Annotated in this window: 19 protein-coding genes; 6 read left to right on the top strand and 13 right to left on the bottom strand. The window is 39.7% G+C overall.

Annotated elements, in window-relative coordinates; genetic code table 11:
- Positions 1-61: 61 nt before the first annotated feature.
- The 13 genes from ACTIEV_RS01395 to panC form a co-directional block, all read right to left on the bottom strand.
- The gene (locus ACTIEV_RS01395; RefSeq protein ID WP_439515910.1) at positions 62-541 is read right to left on the bottom strand and encodes a YdeI/OmpD-associated family protein; all 480 of its coding nucleotides are present in this window, start codon (positions 539-541) and stop codon (positions 62-64) included.
- Positions 542-597: 56 nt separating this feature from the next.
- The gene (locus ACTIEV_RS01390; protein WP_439515909.1) at positions 598-1,119 is read right to left on the bottom strand and encodes a DinB family protein; all 522 of its coding nucleotides are present in this window, start codon (positions 1,117-1,119) and stop codon (positions 598-600) included.
- A gap of 6 nt (positions 1,120-1,125) precedes the next feature.
- Positions 1,126-2,652 (bottom strand): L-piperidine-6-carboxylate dehydrogenase, encoded by a 1,527-nt coding sequence (amaB, locus tag ACTIEV_RS01385; RefSeq protein ID WP_439515908.1) that lies wholly within the window; start codon positions 2,650-2,652, stop codon positions 1,126-1,128.
- 221 nt (positions 2,653-2,873) lie between these two features.
- Positions 2,874-3,572, bottom strand: coding sequence for a LytR/AlgR family response regulator transcription factor (locus ACTIEV_RS01380; RefSeq protein ID WP_439515907.1), 699 nt, complete (start codon positions 3,570-3,572; stop codon positions 2,874-2,876).
- Positions 3,569-4,654 (bottom strand): sensor histidine kinase, encoded by a 1,086-nt coding sequence (locus tag ACTIEV_RS01375; RefSeq protein WP_439515906.1) that lies wholly within the window; start codon positions 4,652-4,654, stop codon positions 3,569-3,571. Before ACTIEV_RS01375 ends, ACTIEV_RS01380 begins: the two co-directional genes overlap by 4 nt.
- Positions 4,655-4,684: 30 nt before the next feature.
- Positions 4,685-5,488, bottom strand: a complete 804-nt coding sequence (locus tag ACTIEV_RS01370) for a hypothetical protein (RefSeq protein WP_439515905.1) — start codon at positions 5,486-5,488, stop codon at positions 4,685-4,687.
- An 80-nt stretch (positions 5,489-5,568) separates the two neighbouring features.
- Entirely contained in the window at positions 5,569-6,384 is an 816-nt protein-coding gene (panB, locus tag ACTIEV_RS01365; protein ID WP_439515904.1) for a 3-methyl-2-oxobutanoate hydroxymethyltransferase, read from the bottom strand.
- Between the two features lie 85 nt (positions 6,385-6,469).
- Complete coding sequence (locus tag ACTIEV_RS01360; RefSeq protein ID WP_322195859.1) at positions 6,470-7,360, bottom strand: Ppx/GppA phosphatase family protein; 891 nt, start codon at positions 7,358-7,360, stop codon at positions 6,470-6,472.
- Positions 7,341-9,431 (bottom strand): polyphosphate kinase 1, encoded by a 2,091-nt coding sequence (ppk1, locus tag ACTIEV_RS01355; RefSeq protein WP_322195860.1) that lies wholly within the window; start codon positions 9,429-9,431, stop codon positions 7,341-7,343. Before ppk1 ends, ACTIEV_RS01360 begins: the two co-directional genes overlap by 20 nt.
- A gap of 123 nt (positions 9,432-9,554) precedes the next feature.
- The gene (gene rfaE2 / locus ACTIEV_RS01350; protein ID WP_322195861.1) at positions 9,555-10,052 is read right to left on the bottom strand and encodes a D-glycero-beta-D-manno-heptose 1-phosphate adenylyltransferase; all 498 of its coding nucleotides are present in this window, start codon (positions 10,050-10,052) and stop codon (positions 9,555-9,557) included.
- On the bottom strand, positions 10,049-11,053 hold the full coding sequence (locus ACTIEV_RS01345; protein ID WP_322195862.1) for a lysylphosphatidylglycerol synthase transmembrane domain-containing protein: 1,005 nt from the start codon (positions 11,051-11,053) through the stop codon (positions 10,049-10,051). The genes rfaE2 and ACTIEV_RS01345 overlap by 4 nt, the downstream gene beginning before the upstream one ends.
- Positions 11,054-11,100: 47 nt before the next feature.
- Positions 11,101-11,448, bottom strand: coding sequence for an aspartate 1-decarboxylase (panD, locus tag ACTIEV_RS01340; RefSeq protein WP_322195863.1), 348 nt, complete (start codon positions 11,446-11,448; stop codon positions 11,101-11,103).
- Positions 11,449-11,490: 42 nt separating this feature from the next.
- Positions 11,491-12,336, bottom strand: a complete 846-nt coding sequence (gene panC, locus ACTIEV_RS01335) for a pantoate--beta-alanine ligase (protein ID WP_322195864.1) — start codon at positions 12,334-12,336, stop codon at positions 11,491-11,493.
- Positions 12,337-12,441: 105 nt separating this feature from the next.
- Here panC and ACTIEV_RS01330 point away from each other — a divergent pair, with 105 nt between their 5' ends.
- The 6 genes from ACTIEV_RS01330 (at position 12,442) to rlmB (ending at position 18,083) form a co-directional block, all read left to right on the top strand.
- Positions 12,442-13,260 (top strand): glycogen/starch synthase, encoded by an 819-nt coding sequence (locus ACTIEV_RS01330; RefSeq protein ID WP_178889241.1) that lies wholly within the window; start codon positions 12,442-12,444, stop codon positions 13,258-13,260.
- 10 nt (positions 13,261-13,270) lie between these two features.
- Entirely contained in the window at positions 13,271-14,764 is a 1,494-nt protein-coding gene (locus ACTIEV_RS01325) for a DUF4270 family protein (protein ID WP_322195865.1), read from the top strand.
- A gap of 40 nt (positions 14,765-14,804) precedes the next feature.
- Complete coding sequence (metK, locus tag ACTIEV_RS01320) at positions 14,805-16,058, top strand: methionine adenosyltransferase (RefSeq protein ID WP_322195866.1); 1,254 nt, start codon at positions 14,805-14,807, stop codon at positions 16,056-16,058.
- Between the two features lie 205 nt (positions 16,059-16,263).
- Complete coding sequence (locus tag ACTIEV_RS01315) at positions 16,264-16,767, top strand: hypothetical protein (RefSeq protein WP_322195867.1); 504 nt, start codon at positions 16,264-16,266, stop codon at positions 16,765-16,767.
- Positions 16,768-16,770: 3 nt separating this feature from the next.
- Positions 16,771-17,322, top strand: coding sequence for an NUDIX hydrolase (locus ACTIEV_RS01310; protein ID WP_322195868.1), 552 nt, complete (start codon positions 16,771-16,773; stop codon positions 17,320-17,322).
- Positions 17,323-17,336: 14 nt separating this feature from the next.
- Positions 17,337-18,083 carry a 23S rRNA (guanosine(2251)-2'-O)-methyltransferase RlmB gene (gene rlmB, locus ACTIEV_RS01305; protein ID WP_250685955.1) on the top strand — a complete coding sequence of 249 codons (747 nt, stop codon included), beginning with the start codon at positions 17,337-17,339 and terminating at the stop codon, positions 18,081-18,083.
- The last annotated feature ends 2 nt before the right edge of the window (positions 18,084-18,085 follow it).

Here is an 18,085-nt window from a genome sequence, read left to right as displayed (position 1 = left end):
GCTCAATCAGTAAGTTTTCTTTTTTTAGTTTTCCTTAACAATTTTAAAGATCAATGGAGATTTATTTCTTCATCAGTTTAGCAGCGCTATGAATACCTCTTTTGAGCTGTTCAGCGATATGGAGTGATCTTTCGATTCTTTTTTCAGATGATTTAACGCGGGTAATTAAATACAAAATACTTCGCTGATTACCCGGGGTTAATTGATCAAACACGTCTTTGGCAATAGGATCTGTTGCAAGTACTTCATTCCATTCTGCCGCTTCTTCAAATTGGAACTGACTCTCATCCTCTTTTAGTTCCATTTGTACTATCATTCCTTTTTTCAGGCTCAATTCTTTTAATACATGCTTACTGATATAAATGAAATACCTTTCTTCTTTTCTGGATTGTAGTGCAACATGCAGACTCGATTTCCCATTGAGGATGCAAATACATCGCTTGATTCCTTTTTTGACAAACTTTTGAGCCATGGATGTACCAATAGCAATAAATGTCAAGCCATTCGATTCCTCAATGATTGCTTTGGTTTTTAATACCATATTTTCTTGACAAAGGTTCTTGATTATTACAATTGATCTTCAGCGAGGTTTAGTACTTATTCAATAATTCTCAAATAAGCTCTCCAAGGTCCTGTCTCATCCCTGTATTGGTGCGAAATGGTTCTGGTGATCTGATAAATATGATTCTGATCATGTACCACCCAGGTAGCCAATAGCTGTTGCAGTGTTACTGTTCCAAAAGCAGGGTGTATAGCAGTTCTTTTAAAATCTTCGGAACTGAGATGGAAGTTTTGAAGGGTGGCTAGATTCTCTTCACGAAGATTGCGAAATGTTTGTAAGAGCTCGGGAAGTAATTTCCCTTTGCTGTCTTCAAATTGAGCAAAGCGATCAAAAGGGGTGAAGGTTTTATGGTCATCATCAGATAAACAAATCTTCATCCTGGGTATCCAGTCTGTTTTCTCTCCATGTATCAGATGCCCTACCACATCATATGGACTCCAACTGTCACCGCCTTCATTGGCATGAAGAAGTGAGTCAGGGATACCATGCAACAGATCCTCCAATACTTGGGGTGTTCTGCTTAATAGGTTGATGGCATCTGATACGGAGATATGCATAGTGGTTTAAGATAAATCAAATTGAATGCCTTGAGCTAAAGGTAATTGTGTACTCCAGTTGATGGTATTGGTTTGACGACGCATATAAGCTTTCCAAGCATCACTACCACTTTCTCTTCCACCACCGGTTTCTTTTTCACCACCAAATGCACCACCGATCTCTGCACCACTTGTACCAATATTTACGTTCGCAATTCCACAATCACTTCCTCCATGAGAAAGGAATTGTTCAGCCTCACGCATATTCAATGTCATGATAGCAGATGAAAGCCCCTGTGGCACACCATTCTGTAAAGCAATGGCCTCATCCAGATCACGGTATTTCATAAGGTATAATATCGGTGCAAATGTTTCATGTTGTACTACGGGAAAATGATTTTCAGCTTCAGCAATACAGGGTTTTACATAACAACCACTTTCATATCCCGCGCCCTCCAATACTCCTGCTTCTACAATGAATTTGCCACCCTGTTGTTTGCAGTCTTCTATCGATTTCAAATACAACTGTACGGCATCTCGATCGATCAATGGACCTACATGATTTTTGGTATTCAATGGATCGCCAATTCTCAATTGTCCATAAGCCTTTACCAATTTCGCTTTAAAAGTTTCATATACTGATTCATGGATGATCAGTCTGCGTGTGGTAGTACATCTTTGTCCGGCAGTACCTACCGCTCCAAATACACAACCGATCAATGCCATATCCAGATCTGCTTCTTTAGAAATGATGATGGCATTATTACCCCCTAGTTCCAGAATCGTTTTTCCTAATCTAGCGGCTACGGTTGCAGCAACGATTTTACCCATTCTGGTAGAACCTGTTGCCGAGATCAATGGAATACGGTTGTCATTGCTCATCCATTCACCTACTTCACGAGCGCCCTGTACCAAGCAATTCACACCTTCCGGTACCTGATTTTTTTTGAAGACGTCTGCAACTATATTTTGCACGGCAATGGCGCAGAGTGGTGTTTTTTCACTGGGCTTCCAGATGGTAGTATTGCCACAGATCCATGCCAGTGCAGCATTCCAGCTCCATACCGCAACAGGAAAGTTAAAGGCCGAAATAATACCGGTGATACCCAAAGGATGCCATTGTTCGTACATGCGGTGCTTGGGTCTTTCACTGTGCATGGTTAAGCCATGTAATTGTCTGGATAATCCCACAGCAAAATCACAGATATCGATCATCTCCTGAACTTCACCGTATCCTTCTTGCAAACTTTTACCCATTTCATAACTCACCAATTTCCCTAATGGCTCTTTATAAGTTCTTAAAGCTTCACCAACCTGACGAACGATTTCGCCCCTTTTGGGTGCCGGCCATTGACGCCAATCTTCAAATGCTTGGGCAGATTGTTGTACGATACGCTGATAAGTAGTTTCATCGGTTGATTGAACGGTGCCAATCAATTTACCATCAACCGGAGAGGAAGAACTTATGACTGTTGCTTTACTATCTATCCATTGGGTTCCGGTAGAAGCGCCGGGATTGACAGACTGAATGCCTAATTGTGCTAAAAAATCCATGCAGGTTAAAATTTGCTGTAAAGGTAATGGATTCAAAAAAGAGCACCTGAAGAGAATAACTGACATAAAAAAAGTATCACTATGTTGAGACCAACTGTGTGATACTTTATTATCTAAAACCCTGCATGAAACGCCTTTCAGCATTTACAGAGTAAAACTATCTTTTTGTTGATTTTTCCTGTCGATTGATAGGTGAGGAGTGGGTCAAAATCGGGGAATGGCTATTTTGTTTTAGAAATTTCCAGTAATTGATCATACACACTGCTGTAGCTGCTTCCAATAGGTATTTCTTTACCGGCGATCCATACTTTGGACTTACTGAATTTTTCAATTTTAGCAATCGGGATAATGAAAGAACGATGTATTCTTACAAAGTCCCGGGGAGGTAATTTTTCTTGGATACTCTTTAATGTCATTAATGTGAGTACGGGATTGGGTTTGATATAGATCTTAATATAGTCGTCTAGCGCTTCAATCAGATCAATATCCTTCAGATTGATCTTCATGATCTCATAATTCACTTTGATGAACAGTGAATTGAGTTGTACTTCCTGGGAGCTAAGAAACTCAATGTATTCTTTGGCTTTATAACAGGCTTTCAAAAAGCGATCATATTCAAAGGGTTTGAGCAGATAATCTACAGCATCCACATTAAAACCTTCTACTGCAAAATCTTTGTATGCAGTGGTAAAAATAACCGGAGGTTTTTCAGATAAACCTTTATAAAACTGAATGCCGGTAATATCGGGCATTTGAATATCGAGAAACAAAAGATCAACGGTATTCGATTGCATGTAAGCAATGGCTTCATCTGTATTGGTAAAAGTCTTTTCCAATTTCAGAAAAGAAATCTTCGCGCAGTATTCCTGAACCAGTTGTAAGGCTAGTGGCTCATCATCTATGGCAATACAATGTATCATGTTGTGATTTCCAATTTTACAATGTAAATGTTGTTTTCAATTGTTGTGCTCAGTTTATGGCGCTCTGGATACATCAGTTCAAGTCTTCTTTTAACATTGTTGATACCAATGCCTGTATTCTCCATAAGATTGTTATCTGTTGCAACAATATTATTGGTGGCTGAAAAATAAATGATATTGTCTTTGGTATCAATAGAGATATCAATTTTTGATACTTCTTTCGTACTCACTCCATACTTGAAAGCATTTTCAACAAATGGAATAAACATCAATGGCGCGATCAGTATTGTATCGATATCGCCCTTGGCGGAAAAATGTAAGGTGACTTTATCTGTTAGTCTTACCTGCTGTAATTCAATAAAGTTATGGATGAAGTCTACTTCATTATTCAAGGGTACCAGATCTCGTTCTGTTTCTGTAAGAATATAACGCATGATTGATGAAAGCTTCATCACAGCGGGAGCTGTTTTTTCACTTCTTACCACTGCCAGGGAATAGATATTATTGAGTGTATTAAAAAAGAAATGTGGGTTGACCTGTGATTTCAGAAACGAAAGCTCAGTATTCAATTTTTCATTTTCTGTTTCTTTTTTGGTTTGCTCTGTCTTTAACCACCGCTGTGTAACCGAGATACAGGTTCCAAAAGCAAATACCAATAGAAATAGTACTGTATTATAGGGGTCTGCAATGGGTCTGACTCTTCGAGGAGCCCTAGTAAGTTTAGGAGTACCTTTAAACTCAGGGTTTCTGATGAACTCATTATTCTGACGAATGAATTCAGGTTCAACAAGAAAATTGGCGATTTCTTTTGGTAAAAACAGAAAGGCTGCTAAACACGCGGCAATGGAAAGAATATACCATCCCCATCTTTTATTGATCAACAATTTGGGTACCAGTACCTGTGTATTGAAATAATAAAATAGAACGATAAAAACATTGTTACAAATGATGGTAGCCAGCATATTATCGCTCATGCTGAATTCTCTCAAACGCGGAAAAAACACCAGATAGGGCACAAAGAAAAAACAAGCCCATGCCACCATATGCGTGAAGACCGTAATTATTTTTTTATCGTTTTTCAAAAGATGAGATTAATGATAGTGTTGATAATTTTAATTGAGTACATGTTTCATCCAAAACAACTGTTGTGGTTGCAATATCTTATTAGCTGGAGCTGGGTTGGCATTTTGAGTACTAGTTGTCCTACTCGCAGGAGGACCACTTCCTGCTGGAACAGCTACCAATCTGGCGCTGAATGATCCAATAGGTGTTACAGGTTTGGGTGGTAGCGGTAGCGATTCTTGTGCGTTTAATTTAAATCCAACGGTAATTTCTTTACCCACTAAATTTTCCACTGCTGCTATCCTTTTAAGTGGAATTTCATACTCAATATAAAGCACATTTCTTTCATCCCATCCGAATGATAACATGATATCAGATGCTCTTCCTGCAAGCTCCATTTCTATATCCTGCAACTGATCTTTAAATCCCTTTTTCTTAAGGAATAACATACTGGCGGCTAAACGTTCAGTAAAGGATTGATTTTGAGCTTGTAAATCCGGAGCAGGCATCTCAGATAATGGATCTTTTTTCACAGGGAATTCTATGTAAGTGGATTCTCTTTTTTTCCCTTTTACATCAATCATTACTTGCATACCGGCTTGAGCAATTCTCTTTTGTACGGATTGATCAATGATATACATAGCTATGTACAACTTTTCCTTGTCATTCTCTGTAGCGAATCGAATACCGGAAAGTTCATGAATATCAAATGATGCAGGATCCCAGTCATCCAGTTCACCATTAGTGGTATGTTTATAAGGTAAAGTGTCACAAGCGTTATTTGCCAGTACATCAGATGCCTCAGTCACACTCAGCAACAGAAAATGTAGAAATATGGTAGTGAATCGAAACATAGGTATTTATTCAAATTTATTTTTCTCAATGAATATAAAAAATGATTATGGGCGAAAAGAGGGTCTTCATCGGTAAAGATTTAATAAGACTCCTTTTCCGATGGGAAATTCCCTGATTTTACATCTTTTATGTATTGTTCAACCGCCTCTTGTATCTGTTCTTGTAAATTCAAATATTGCCTTAAAAAACGAGGTTTGAATGTGTTGTTAATCCCCAGCATATCGTGCATAACCAACACCTGTCCATTGCACCCGGCACCGGCTCCGATACCAATGGTGGGGATAGACAAGGATTGACTGACTTCTGCCGCCAATACTGCGGGTATTTTTTCCAAAACAATTGCATAACAGCCTGCTTCTTCCAATAACTTGGCATCTTTCCTCAACTTTTCAGCTTCTTCATTTTCTTTGGCGCGTACATTATAAGTGCCGAATTTATAAATCGATTGCGGCGTTAATCCGAGATGTCCCATCACCGGAATACCTGCTGAAACAATTCTTTGAATACTTTCCACCACTTCTGAGCCCCCCTCCAGTTTAATGGAATGGGCACCACTTTCTTTCATGATTCGAATAGCAGATGCCAATGCGATATCTGAATTAGATTGGTAAGAGCCAAAGGGCAGATCCACCACTACCAACGATCGGTCGATACCTCTCACCACACATTGTGCATGGTAGATCATTTGTTCCAATGTAATGGGAACTGTGGTTTCATGTCCGGCCATTACATTACTGGCACTATCCCCAACCAGCACTACGTCAATACCGGCTTCATCAAACAAGCGGGCAAAAGAATAATCATAGGCGGTGATCATGGAAACCTTTTCACCTGCAGCTTTCATTTTCAGCAGGGTATTGGTAGTTATTTTTTTGACTTCTTTATGAATAGACATGCATGTATTTTTTAAATCAGATGATAAGCCGGGTACGCTGCAAAGTAGGCAGATTTTAGGATTGCCACAATCTTAAAAAGACGAATTACTGTTGTTGCAAGGTTAATTCAGAGTAGAGGTGTTGAATGAGTCCGTCGGCCAACCCTATTTTAGGTACATAAATCTCATCTGCATCTGCCCAACGCATCACATTGATATAGATCTGTAACGCTGGTACAATTACATCGGCACGATCTTCACGCAATTTGTAAATATTGATTCTGTCTTCCAGCGAAAAGCTTGAAATTTCTTTATAGTAATCTTTCAATAGCTCAATCGGCAAAGGTTTACCGTCTTTTTTCTTACTCAGTGAAAAAACCTTATTGATATTTCCACCGGTACCTATGGCTACTATTTTTTTATATCCTTTGGTTTTGTTTTTGATGATATCCTTCATCTCATTCCAATGATGGTCTTCTACCATATCTTTCAGTAAGCGTATGGTGCCAATATTGAATGACTGCTTGAATACCAGCCTGTCTTCTGCAAAAAAAGTAAGCTCGGTACTACCACCACCAACATCAATGTACAGATAGCTATGATCGGTATCCATATTTTCTGCAACATGATTTTCATAGATGATTGAGGCTTCAAGATCTCCACTAATGATCTCAATTTCAAGTCCGGTTTCTAGTCTAATTTTCCTAATGAGGTCCGAACTATTACGTGCATCACGCATGGCACTGGTGGCACAAGCAATGGTATGTTGAACTCCATAGGCATTGATGAGATGTCCATAAGCTTTCATGGTTTGTAATACCATTCCTCTTTTTTCTTTGGAGATTTCTCCTTTTTCAAACACATCAAAACCGAGGCGTAAGGGTACACGAACCAGATTCAGTTTATTGAAACGCGGTTTGCCTTCTGCATCATGACTTACTTCAGAGATGAGTAAGCGTGCAGCATTACTTCCAATATCAATTGCGGCCAGCCTCAATAGGTACTATGTTTTTTCGGTGTAGGTATTGATAGGTTTCGATCTGAGAACGAACCCTTTTTTTACCTGCGGAAGGTACATAGTTGTTCTTTAATTCTTTGTCGAGGATACGCGCTTTTACATTATCTCTTAATTGAATGTGGATAATCTGTTTCAATTCTTCGCGGATATGTGGATCTGTAATGGGCACAGCGGCTTCGATACGATGATCAAGATTTCTAACCATCCAGTCTGCGCTGGATATATAAATCTTTTCCTGACCTCCATTGTGAAAAATCAGCACCCTGGCATGTTCCAAGTATTCATCTACAATACTAACTGCGCGTATCGGTTGTTTGAATTTTTTATGGTCAATGACTGCACAAAAAATACCGCGCACGATCAATCTGATCTCAACACCCGCTGCTGCAGCTGCATACAATTTATCAATCAGCATGGCATCACTCAAAGAGTTTACTTTGAGTGTTATGATGGCTTCTTTTCCCGCTTTTGCTGCTTTAACTTCACGGTTGATGAAATTGGTCAGTTCCTGTCGCATGTTGGTTGGACAAACCATCAAAGTTTTACATTGTTTTAATTGGGCTGCTGCAGTCTTCCAGTTTTCGAGATAATTAAAAATGCGGTTGATATCAGCCATGATCATTCTGTTTGCGGTTAGTAAACAATGATCACCATATACTTTGGCTGTTTTTTCATTTAGGTTGCCCGTGCTCACAAATCCATATTGAACCGTTTTATTCCCTTTTCTTTTTTTAATGATACAAAGTTTGGCATGGACTTTCATTTTAGGGATACCCAATAATACACGCACACCTTCTTCTTCAAGAATTTTTTTCCATTCCAGATTGGCTTCTTCATCAAATCTCGCTTTCAGTTCCAACATTACAATTACCTCTTTACCATTCCTGGCAGCATTGATCAATGCATTGATCACTTTAGAGTTGGAAGCCAAACGATATGCTGTGATCTTGATCGATTTCACATCCGGATCCATGGCAGCTTCACGCAATAGATCAATGACCGTATGAAAAGAATGGTAAGGAAAATGCAGCATCACGTCTTTTTTCAATACCACATCTGTAACACGCATGCTGCCTTGTATTGCCGGATGTGTAAAGGAGGGGCGACGTGTATTCTTACTGTCAAATACATCCGGAAAATCCATAAAGTGACGGAAATTGTGAATTCTGCCACCCGGAATAATATTGCTTTTACGATTCAGACTCAAGCGACGAATGAGGTATTCCAATAAACCGGCATCCATTTCTTTGTCGTAAACAAAACGAACGGGTTTTCCTTTGCGTCTGTTTTTCAATCCTTTTTCTATCTTCTCCACAAAAGTGGTACTCACATCATTGTCAATATCGATCTCCGCATCTTTGGTTACTTTAAAAACATGTGCATCAAAATAATCGTAATCAAAATAGGTAAAGATCTCCGGCAAATTATGTCTGATCACATCTTCCAACAGTATGATCTGTTTTTCACCTTGTTTAGAAGGGAGTAGTACAAATCTTCCTACATCTTTGGCCGGAACTTCAATCAATGCATATTTCTGATCATACGCTGAATCTTTCTTCCGCATCACCACACCTAAATAAATACTCTTATCACGCAAATAGGGAAGTTGAGGTAAACTTTCGATCATCAATGGAATGATATTCGAACGCACTTGTTCATCAAAAAAATTACTGACGTATTTCTTCTGTTCTTTATTCAGCTGTTTTTCATTGATCAAAAAAATTTTTTCCTTTTTCAACTCACGAATAATACCATCCCAAATTCGGTTAAACTCATTTTGCTGCTGTAATACAATGGTTTGAATCTGATCAATGATGGCTTGTGGATCTTCCTCCATGTGCATATTGAGATGTCGTCTCTTGTCTGCATACTCTACCATTCTTTTCAAAGTAGCCACACGCACCCTGAAAAACTCGTCGGTATTATTGGAAAAGATACCCAGAAAACGGATTCTTTCTTTCAAAGGAACAGAAGGGTCATTTGCTTCTTGTAAAACCCTTGCATTAAAACTGAGCCAACTGATATCACGCTGAATAAGATGCTTTTTCACAAAAAATGGTATTAGTCCAAGCCATGGGGCATAATCAATCTAACATTTCAAATATAAAAAAGAGAAGGAGAGTGGAATGTTAAGTTTATTGATCAGGATTTCATGGAATCGGTATTGCGAATACTAGGAATAAGATTGTTTGATATGCTGAATAATTCCGGTGGTGGAAAATCCTTCCACAATTGGATTGATGACCACTCTTCCGCCATTTGCGATCACTTCTTTTGATCCTACTATCTGTTCAATGGTATAATCGCCCCCCTTCACCAGCGCATCCGGTAAAAGGGTTGTGATGAGTGTATAAGGGGTGTCTTCATCAAATACAATGATGGCATCGGTTACAGCCAGACTGGCCAATATCAATGAACGGCTATGTTCGTTGTTCACAGGTCTGTCTGGACCTTTTATTTTTTTTACACTATTGTCACTATTCACCCCCACGATCAAATAATCAGCTTCACTCGCAGCGGCATTGAGAGAGAAAATATGTCCCTCATGTAAAATGTCAAAACAACCATTGGTGAAAGCTATTTTTTTTCCGGTAATGCGCCATGCTGCTACCCTTGCCATCAATTGGGGCAATGTCATGATCTTTTGTTCTATTGCCTGAATAGCTCTCATGATGTTTTATTTTTTTTATTATACGCAGGAAGCAATAATAAGCTCAATCCACCTGCGATCAATACGATCATAAATTGTGCAAACCATTGAAGGTTGCCATTGGCAAACCCTATTTCGAAAGGTATTTTATATTCCTCCAGTACTTTGGCAATGAAGAATGCATAGGCACCAATACCTCCGGGTGTTACTATCATACCAATACTACCAAAAGCCAGTACACTCAATCCTTCACCCCATCCCAAATGTGCAGTACCTGATGTAGCCAATAAACCTACCCAGGTGCCGGCAGTATAGAGAAACCAAATACCAATACTGTATAGTATGAAAATCCCTTTGCGTTTTAAATGACGAATACTCATCAATCCTTCCCAAATACCGGCAATGATTTTTTTGATCATCATTACTACTTTCAAATGAGCAAACTGTTTGAACCAAATACGAATGACTAAAATCAATACCAATACAATACCCGCTACTAATAGCAATGCAGACATTGAGATAGATTCGCCCTTTACTAGTAATTGTCCGATCAGTTCTTGTCCATAAACAGCCAGAATATCATATTGCGAGATCAGTGTTAATACAAAAACAATTACTAAGGAGACCACATCAACGGCCCGTTCTGCCACAATGGTTCCAACCAATTTTTCGGCGGGCACTTTTTCATAACGTGCAAGAATGGTACATTTCAATACTTCGCCCAATCTTGGAAAAGCCAGATTCGCCAAATAACCGATCATGACAGCAAAAAAAGTAGTGATGGTGGTTGGACGATACCCCATCGGTTCCATGAGTATTTTCCAACGAAGGGCACGAAGCCAGTGGCTGGCAATGAGGATGATGAAGACGGGAATCAATAACCAATAATTAGCATTCCGTAAACTGTTTCTAAACTCATCCCACTTATCATCCGGTATTTGTCTTAGACTCCACCATACGAGGAACAAACCCAATCCCAGAAACAGGGCAAACTTTCCGATGGAGAGGAGTTGTTTTTTCATGCGTGCATTCGAATGTAAATTACAAAATTACTGAGGCCTTTGTTTGGCTATAATTTATTGCCTTCTTTAGGAAATACGACCCATGGTTTAAAGGATTTAGCAGCTTCAAAATCTATGGTTGCATAAGAGATGATCACTACCAAATCGCCAACAGCACCTTTGCGAGCGGCGGGTCCGTTTAAGCAAACAATACCACTGCCACGCTTGCCTTTGATGATATAAGTCTCTAAACGCTCTCCATTATTAACGTTCACAACCTGAATTTTTTCATGCTCAATAAAGTTGGCAGCATCCATCAGGTCTTCATCAAGAGTAAGACTACCTACATAGTGAAGATTAGCTTCCGTGATGACGGCACGGTGTATTTTCGATTTTAGTATTTCTATTTGCATCATGCGCGCAAAAATAGTCAGTTCAAACTGATATGCGTGTGTTGATTATGTGAGAGGTATGTTATCAATTAATCGGACTCCCGAAAGAAATACCGCAGCCAATGCTACCAGTGCTGTATTGCCATCCCATTCTTCTACCGGTTCCAAGGTTTGGGCATTGGCGATACTGATATAATCTACTTTTTCAAATCCAGCCTGTAAAAGGCTCATAGCTACATCATCGCATAAGGGTTGAACCTTGCCGGGTTGGAGACGAGATTTGAGATGGGTCAATCCCGCATGTATAGCAGCCGCTTTTTCTCTATCCTGTTCATTTAGTCGCAGATTCCGACTGCTCATCGCTAATCCACTATTTTCTCGCATGGTAGGTACGACATACAATTTAGTAGCATACTGTTTAAGATCAATTAATCTTTCGATGACCATGCATTGCTGGTAATCTTTCTGTCCTAAAAACAACGTAGAGGGCATAACGATTGCTAATAAACGATCAACGACCTGACAAACCCCCTGAAAATGTCCGGGTCTGTATTTTCCCTCTAAAACGGTCTCCAAAGAACCCAATGCATAGTGATTGGCCACATAACCGCTTGGGTAGATTTCCTGAACATCGGGCAAAAACAAAACATCGCAAGCCGACTTTTCCAATAAAAGAATATCCTGGTCGATGGTTTTTGGATAATGTAAATAGTCCTGTTGATCATTGAATTGGGTAGGGTTCACAAAAATACTGGTAATTACCAACCCACTTTTTTCTTTAGCCGTCCGAACCAAAAAAAGATGACCCTCATGCAGCGCACCCATAGTGGGTACAAAACCTATTGAAATGCCCTCAGCAGTCTTTTTAATTAAATATTTTTTTAATTCGTCGCTTTTCTTGAATAGGATCATAAGGGGGGGGTGATTGAGGTCAAATCTCTATACTCGTACTGTTCTGTTTATTTTATGTACCTTTGCCCACTCATTTTACGAGTCCCGCAAAAAAACGGTGCAAGGATGTCAACAAAGAAAAGAATTTTATTCATAGCCACAGAAATGTCTCCCTACCTCGAGCTGACTGAGTTTGCTGAGGTCATCAATAAACTGGCTATCAAGAGTAATGATGGAGGTCTGGAAGTCAGATGTATCATGCCCCGCTTTGGTGTAATCAATGAAAGAAGACATCGCTTACATGAAGTGGTTCGACTTTCAGGTATCAATGTATCGGTTGATAATGATGATTATCCGCTTCAAATCAAAGTAGCTTCTTTACCCAATGCCCGCTTGCAAGTGTATTTTCTGGAAAATGAAGACTTCTTCAAGCGTAAGCAGATTTTTCATGATGATGAAGAGAAATGGTTTGATGATAATGCACTCCGCACTGTCTTCTTCTGTAAAGGAGCATTGGAAACTGTAAAGAAATTTGGCTGGCCTCCGGATATCATTCATTGCAGTGGCTGGATGACAGGATTGATTCCTGCTTATATCAAAACAGCCTATAAAAAAGAGCCTGTATTTGGTAATAGTAAAGTGATTTTTACCATTGGTGAAAACACTTTTAAAGATAAGTTGGGTGGAGACTTCCTGAAACAGGCTGTCATCAATGCCAATGTCAAAGACAAAGATCTTGAACCTTTTAAAGAAGCAAATAATACCGCATTGTTCAGAGGTGGTGCCAGTTATGCTGATGCGATCACTTTTGGTGCAGAAAAAATTGATAAAAAACTCACTGAAGAATTCGCAAAAGTGAAAGGGAAAAAAGTAGTTCCTTTCAAAGGATGGGATTCTGATTTAACAGAGTATTTAGAATTGTACAACGACCTTGCGGGTAAGTAATCAACAACTCATGCGTTTATTTTCGACACTGCGTAATACATTCATTTTCTGTATTTTTTCTGGATTTTTACTCACGGGTTGTACCCGGATTACTTCTACTGAACTAGGGGGTGGGTTGATACCTCCCATTGACGGAATTCTTACAAAAGATACCATCTTAGAGGTCATTACAGATACCTATGAGGAATTGGATACGGCGAGAATTTACAGATCTGATGAACAGGTAATTGGTGCCATCACCAACGACCCCATATTCGGAAAAACAACAGCATCACTTTATTTTGAAGTAACACCTCCTGTTGCTCCTTTTACCATTCCCGGAAACAAAGACAGTATTGTGGTAGATTCTGCCGTACTAATCTTAAGTTACAAAGGTTTGTATGGCGATTCAACACAACCCTTACGTATAACTGTATCTGAAATTGCTCAAAACTCAAAACTTAATAGAGGCAGATCATATCCTGTTAACTATCCCTCAGCTACGCCAATCAGCTTGGCTGGTCCGCTTGCCAACCCTATTACGATCGACCCGCGTACATTGGATGATTCTGTTAAAAACAGATTTGAAAACGCCAATAATCAAATACGTATCCGTTTAAGGAATGATGTAGCATTCAGGTTTATCAAACAATACGATTCAACAAATGCTTACAAAAATGATTCTGTTTTCAGAACCTATTTTGCCGGTTTTGCGCTGACTGTTGACCAGTCTGCACCTGCGAATGCATTGTTACGTATTAACTTAACAGATACCAATACAAAGTTTGCGCTGTATTATAATTCAAGTTCAACAGGTGCTACCAGAAGAGATACATCGGTTGCTTATCTCTCCTTTAATAGTTTCGTTACGACGGCGGCTAATTTTGTTACGAGAAATCGTTCCGGTAGTCAAATGGCCAATTATGTGAATAATAGCACTACCCCTAAATCAGATTCTCTTCTTTTTATACAAACTTCTCCTGGTTCTTTCGCCAGAATCAGAGTACCGGGTTTGGCGGGACTTAGTAATCGCATCATTCACAGAGCTGAGCTCATCGCTGAACAAGTACCCGATGATGCCAATCTGTTAACGATTGACCAGCAGATGAGCGTACCCCGTTATTTGTTATTGAGCACCTATAAAACATCGACCAACGGAAAGTATAATGTCCCTAATGATTATATTTTCTCATCTAATCAAGGACCGAATATCCGCGATTTTGGTGGTGCGGTTTTTTTTAAGACCACACAGGGGTATAATCGAGTAGCATCTTATAGTTTTAACTTGAGTCGATATGTACAAGGAATCGTATCCAGAGGCGATAGCTCCTTTATTCTGCAACTTTCAGCCCCTGCAAATGATACGCTCTTTTATAGAGACCCTTACCCGCAATTAGGAGATCTCAAACCAGTATATCTGAATCCGAGTGTTGGAAATGCGCCTGCAATCGGAAGGGTGAGATTGGGGGGAGGTACACACTCTCGTTTCAGAATGCGTCTACGTATCGTATTTTCCAGAATTTAATCGACACTAGTTTTTATATTTACACCCATTAAATTAGTATATGCCTTATTTATTTACTTCTGAGAGCGTATCTGAAGGACATCCCGATAAAGTGGCTGACCAGATATCTGACGCATTAATCGACAACTTTTTGGCTTTTGATCCTCAATCTAAAGTGGCTTGTGAAACATTGGTAACTACCGGACAGGTAGTATTGGCCGGTGAGGTAAAATCAAAGGCATACCTGGATGTACAGGAAATTGCTCGTGGTGTGATCCGTAAGATCGGATATACCAAGAGTGAGTATATGTTTGAAGCCAATAGCTGTGGTATTCTTTCTGCTATTCATGAGCAGAGTGCAGATATCAACCAGGGTGTTGACAGAAAGAAAAAAGAAGAACAAGGTGCCGGTGACCAGGGTATGATGTTTGGTTATGCCACCAATGAAACAGATGATTACATGCCACTGGCATTGGATCTGGCTCATAAGATCCTGATTGAACTGGCAGCACTGAGAAGAGAGAACAAACAGATCAAATACCTGCGTCCTGATGCAAAGAGTCAGGTAACATTGGAATACGATGATAACAACCGCCCGGTAAGAATCGATGCGATCGTTGTATCTACCCAGCATGATGATTTTGATACTGAAGCCAAGATGTTGGCCAAGATCAAATCAGATATCATCAATATCCTGATCCCTAGAGTAAAGGCGAAGTACAAGAAATACGCGAAGTTGTTCAACAACAACATCAAATACCATATCAACCCAACCGGTAAGTTCGTGATTGGTGGTCCACATGGCGATACGGGCTTGACCGGTCGCAAGATCATCGTAGATACTTATGGCGGCAAAGGCGCACATGGTGGTGGAGCATTCAGCGGTAAAGACCCCAGTAAGGTAGACCGTTCAGCAGCTTATGCAACGCGTCATATTGCAAAGAATCTGGTAGCTGCGGGTGTTGCAGACGAGGTATTGGTACAAGTGTCTTATGCCATCGGTGTAGCACAACCTACGAGTATCAATGTGAACACTTACAGTACTGCAAAAGTGAACCTGACTGACGGACAAATCGCTAAGATCGTAGAAGGATTGTTCGATATGCGTCCATACTTCATCGAGCAGCGCTTGAAACTACGTAGCCCGATCTACAGTGAAACAGCAGCCTACGGTCACATGGGACGTAAGAGTGAAGTGGTGACAAAGACCTTCAAAACACCGGATGGTAAAGAGAAGAATGTGAAAGTAGAACTGTTCACTTGGGAGAAGCTAGATTACGTAACCAAAGTGAAAAAAGCTTTCGGTTTAAAATAACCCAATAAGTGTTTTATATAGAGGCTGTATCAATAATCTGATACAGCCTCTTTTTTATGCGGACAAATCTCAAGGTCTTTTATTCGACTTTTTGTGACTTCCTCTTTCTTTTACTATGGACCATGGACCATAAGCCATAAACCATCAAACGAATCACCAGGCTTTTGAAAAACCCTCTTTATATTTAGAGTGTCTAAAATAGCACATGCAAAAATCATCTGTTCATTTATTGCTGGCATCTCTTTTTTCACTCATCATGATTGTTGTTTTACGATGGCAGGGAAAAGAGTTGATAACGCCTTTGACTCCTTCCGGAATATTGGCATTGGAATTTGCAAATACGCCGGAGAAACTTGTGTCTGTTGTATCTGTTTGGAACCAAGAAACAGTTCGAAACAATATTTTGATTGATTTTCTCTTTATAATGGCCTATACATGGTTTTTTATTTTAGGAGTTGGAAAATGCATCGGTCAATGGACTCATCGATTCATGCAGCAATTGGGTGCGATAGGAATTCGAATGGCTTTTCTTGCAGGTATATTAGATGTTACCGAAAATATATTGATGCTTCAATCTATCAATGGACATTATTCGCTTTCCTCTTTACAATTGACCATGTATTGTGCATCCATTAAGTTTGGGATTGTGATTCTCTTACTTTTTTTTATCATAGCAACAGCGGGGAGTCGATTATTCAAAAGAAATTAGATCATGGAAAACAATCCTTGGACAATTATCAGTGAGAAGAATATCTATGAAAATAAATGGATAGGAGTGACGGAATACAAAGTGGTCAATCCATCGGGAGGAGAAGGTATTTATGGGAAGGTACATTTTAAAAATGTGGCGGTAGGTATTGTAGCTTTAGATGATCGAGAGCAATTGTGGTTGGTTGGACAATTTCGCTTCACCTTGAATCAGTATAGTTGGGAAATTCCGGAGGGTGGGGCTCCGGTGGGTACTGATCCTTTAGAAAGTGCAAAACGAGAATTGAAGGAAGAAACCGGTATTGCAGCTACAAACTGGAAACATTTATTAACCATGCATTTATCCAATTCGGTATCGGATGAGTTGGCAATTGTTTATCTGGCAACAGGTTTGAAAGAAGGTGAGGCAGCTCCCGAGGATACTGAAGACCTGCATACCCGACAAGTTCCATTAGAAGAAGCATGGCAAATGGTAGAAAACGGAATTATTACCGATTCAATGTCAGTTGCAGCCATTACAAAAATAAAATTGATGAAGCTTTTGGGTCAGCTTTAATAATACCTTTGCAGATGCCTGTTAAAAAGAGTTCACTGATCATAGGTCGCCAGCCATTATTGGAAGCGCTGGAAACGGGAAGACCGATTGATAAAATTTTATTCCAAAAAAATATTTCGGGAGAAGCCATTGCTGAGATCCGTCAGCATGCCCGTGAAAAGAATATTCCCATACAATTGGTGCCACAAGAGAAGTTGCATGGAATGACCCGCGCCAATCATCAGGGTGTGATTGCGTTTGCGGCATTGGTTCAATACATGGATTTGCAACAAGTGATTGATCATGTTGTTTCAAAAGGGGAAGTACCCTTATTTGTGATGTTGGATGGAGTAACCGATGTGCGAAATATTGGAGCCATTGCCAGAAGCGCTCTCTGTTGCGGATCACAGGCATTGATTATTCCTGATAAAGGAGTAGGCGCTTTGAATGAAGAAGCCATGAAAAGTAGTGCCGGAGCATTGGAGCATATTCATGTTTGCAGAGTAAATAGTTTATTGAAAGCAGTGGATACTTTGCACCTGAATGGTATTCAGGTTTTTACCAGTGAAATGCGTGCTGATAAAAAAGTATTTGATCTGGCATTCAAAGATCCTTGTTGTGTGATCATGGGCGATGAGGGAAAAGGTGTTCAACCTTATCTCGCTAAAGCTGCTGACGCATTTTTCACGATTCCAATGGCTACTAAATTCGATTCATTCAATGTATCAGTAGCAACAGGTATTATTTTGTATGAAGCCATGAAGCAGCGATTGCATTCATGATC

Source organism: Sediminibacterium sp., from assembly GCF_051861365.1.
In the GTDB taxonomy this organism is placed as follows: domain Bacteria; phylum Bacteroidota; class Bacteroidia; order Chitinophagales; family Chitinophagaceae; genus Sediminibacterium.
Note: the sequence above shows the minus strand (reverse complement) of the source record. Positions and strands in the feature narration are given on the sequence as shown.

Bases quoted from the DNA above. Each gene is read 5' to 3' on its own strand.
- metK (WP_322195866.1), top strand. From the start codon at position 14,805: ATGCCTTATTTATTTACTTCTGAGAGCGTATCTGAAGGACATCCCGAT.
- panC (WP_322195864.1), bottom strand. From the start codon at position 12,336: ATGATCCTATTCAAGAAAAGCGACGAATTAAAAAAATATTTAATTAAA.
- ACTIEV_RS01395 (WP_439515910.1), bottom strand. From the start codon at position 541: ATGGTATTAAAAACCAAAGCAATCATTGAGGAATCGAATGGCTTGACA.
- ACTIEV_RS01380 (WP_439515907.1), bottom strand. From the start codon at position 3,572: ATGATACATTGTATTGCCATAGATGATGAGCCACTAGCCTTACAACTG.
- panB (WP_439515904.1), bottom strand. From the start codon at position 6,384: ATGTCTATTCATAAAGAAGTCAAAAAAATAACTACCAATACCCTGCTG.
- panD (WP_322195863.1), bottom strand. From the start codon at position 11,448: ATGATGCAAATAGAAATACTAAAATCGAAAATACACCGTGCCGTCATC.
- ACTIEV_RS01345 (WP_322195862.1), bottom strand. From the start codon at position 11,053: ATGAAAAAACAACTCCTCTCCATCGGAAAGTTTGCCCTGTTTCTGGGA.
- ACTIEV_RS01310 (WP_322195868.1), top strand. From the start codon at position 16,771: ATGGAAAACAATCCTTGGACAATTATCAGTGAGAAGAATATCTATGAA.
- ACTIEV_RS01315 (WP_322195867.1), top strand. From the start codon at position 16,264: ATGCAAAAATCATCTGTTCATTTATTGCTGGCATCTCTTTTTTCACTC.
- rlmB (WP_250685955.1), top strand. From the start codon at position 17,337: ATGCCTGTTAAAAAGAGTTCACTGATCATAGGTCGCCAGCCATTATTG.
- ACTIEV_RS01330 (WP_178889241.1), top strand. From the start codon at position 12,442: ATGTCAACAAAGAAAAGAATTTTATTCATAGCCACAGAAATGTCTCCC.
- rfaE2 (WP_322195861.1), bottom strand. From the start codon at position 10,052: ATGAGAGCTATTCAGGCAATAGAACAAAAGATCATGACATTGCCCCAA.
- ACTIEV_RS01370 (WP_439515905.1), bottom strand. From the start codon at position 5,488: ATGTTTCGATTCACTACCATATTTCTACATTTTCTGTTGCTGAGTGTG.
- ACTIEV_RS01390 (WP_439515909.1), bottom strand. From the start codon at position 1,119: ATGCATATCTCCGTATCAGATGCCATCAACCTATTAAGCAGAACACCC.
- ACTIEV_RS01325 (WP_322195865.1), top strand. From the start codon at position 13,271: ATGCGTTTATTTTCGACACTGCGTAATACATTCATTTTCTGTATTTTT.
- amaB (WP_439515908.1), bottom strand. From the start codon at position 2,652: ATGGATTTTTTAGCACAATTAGGCATTCAGTCTGTCAATCCCGGCGCT.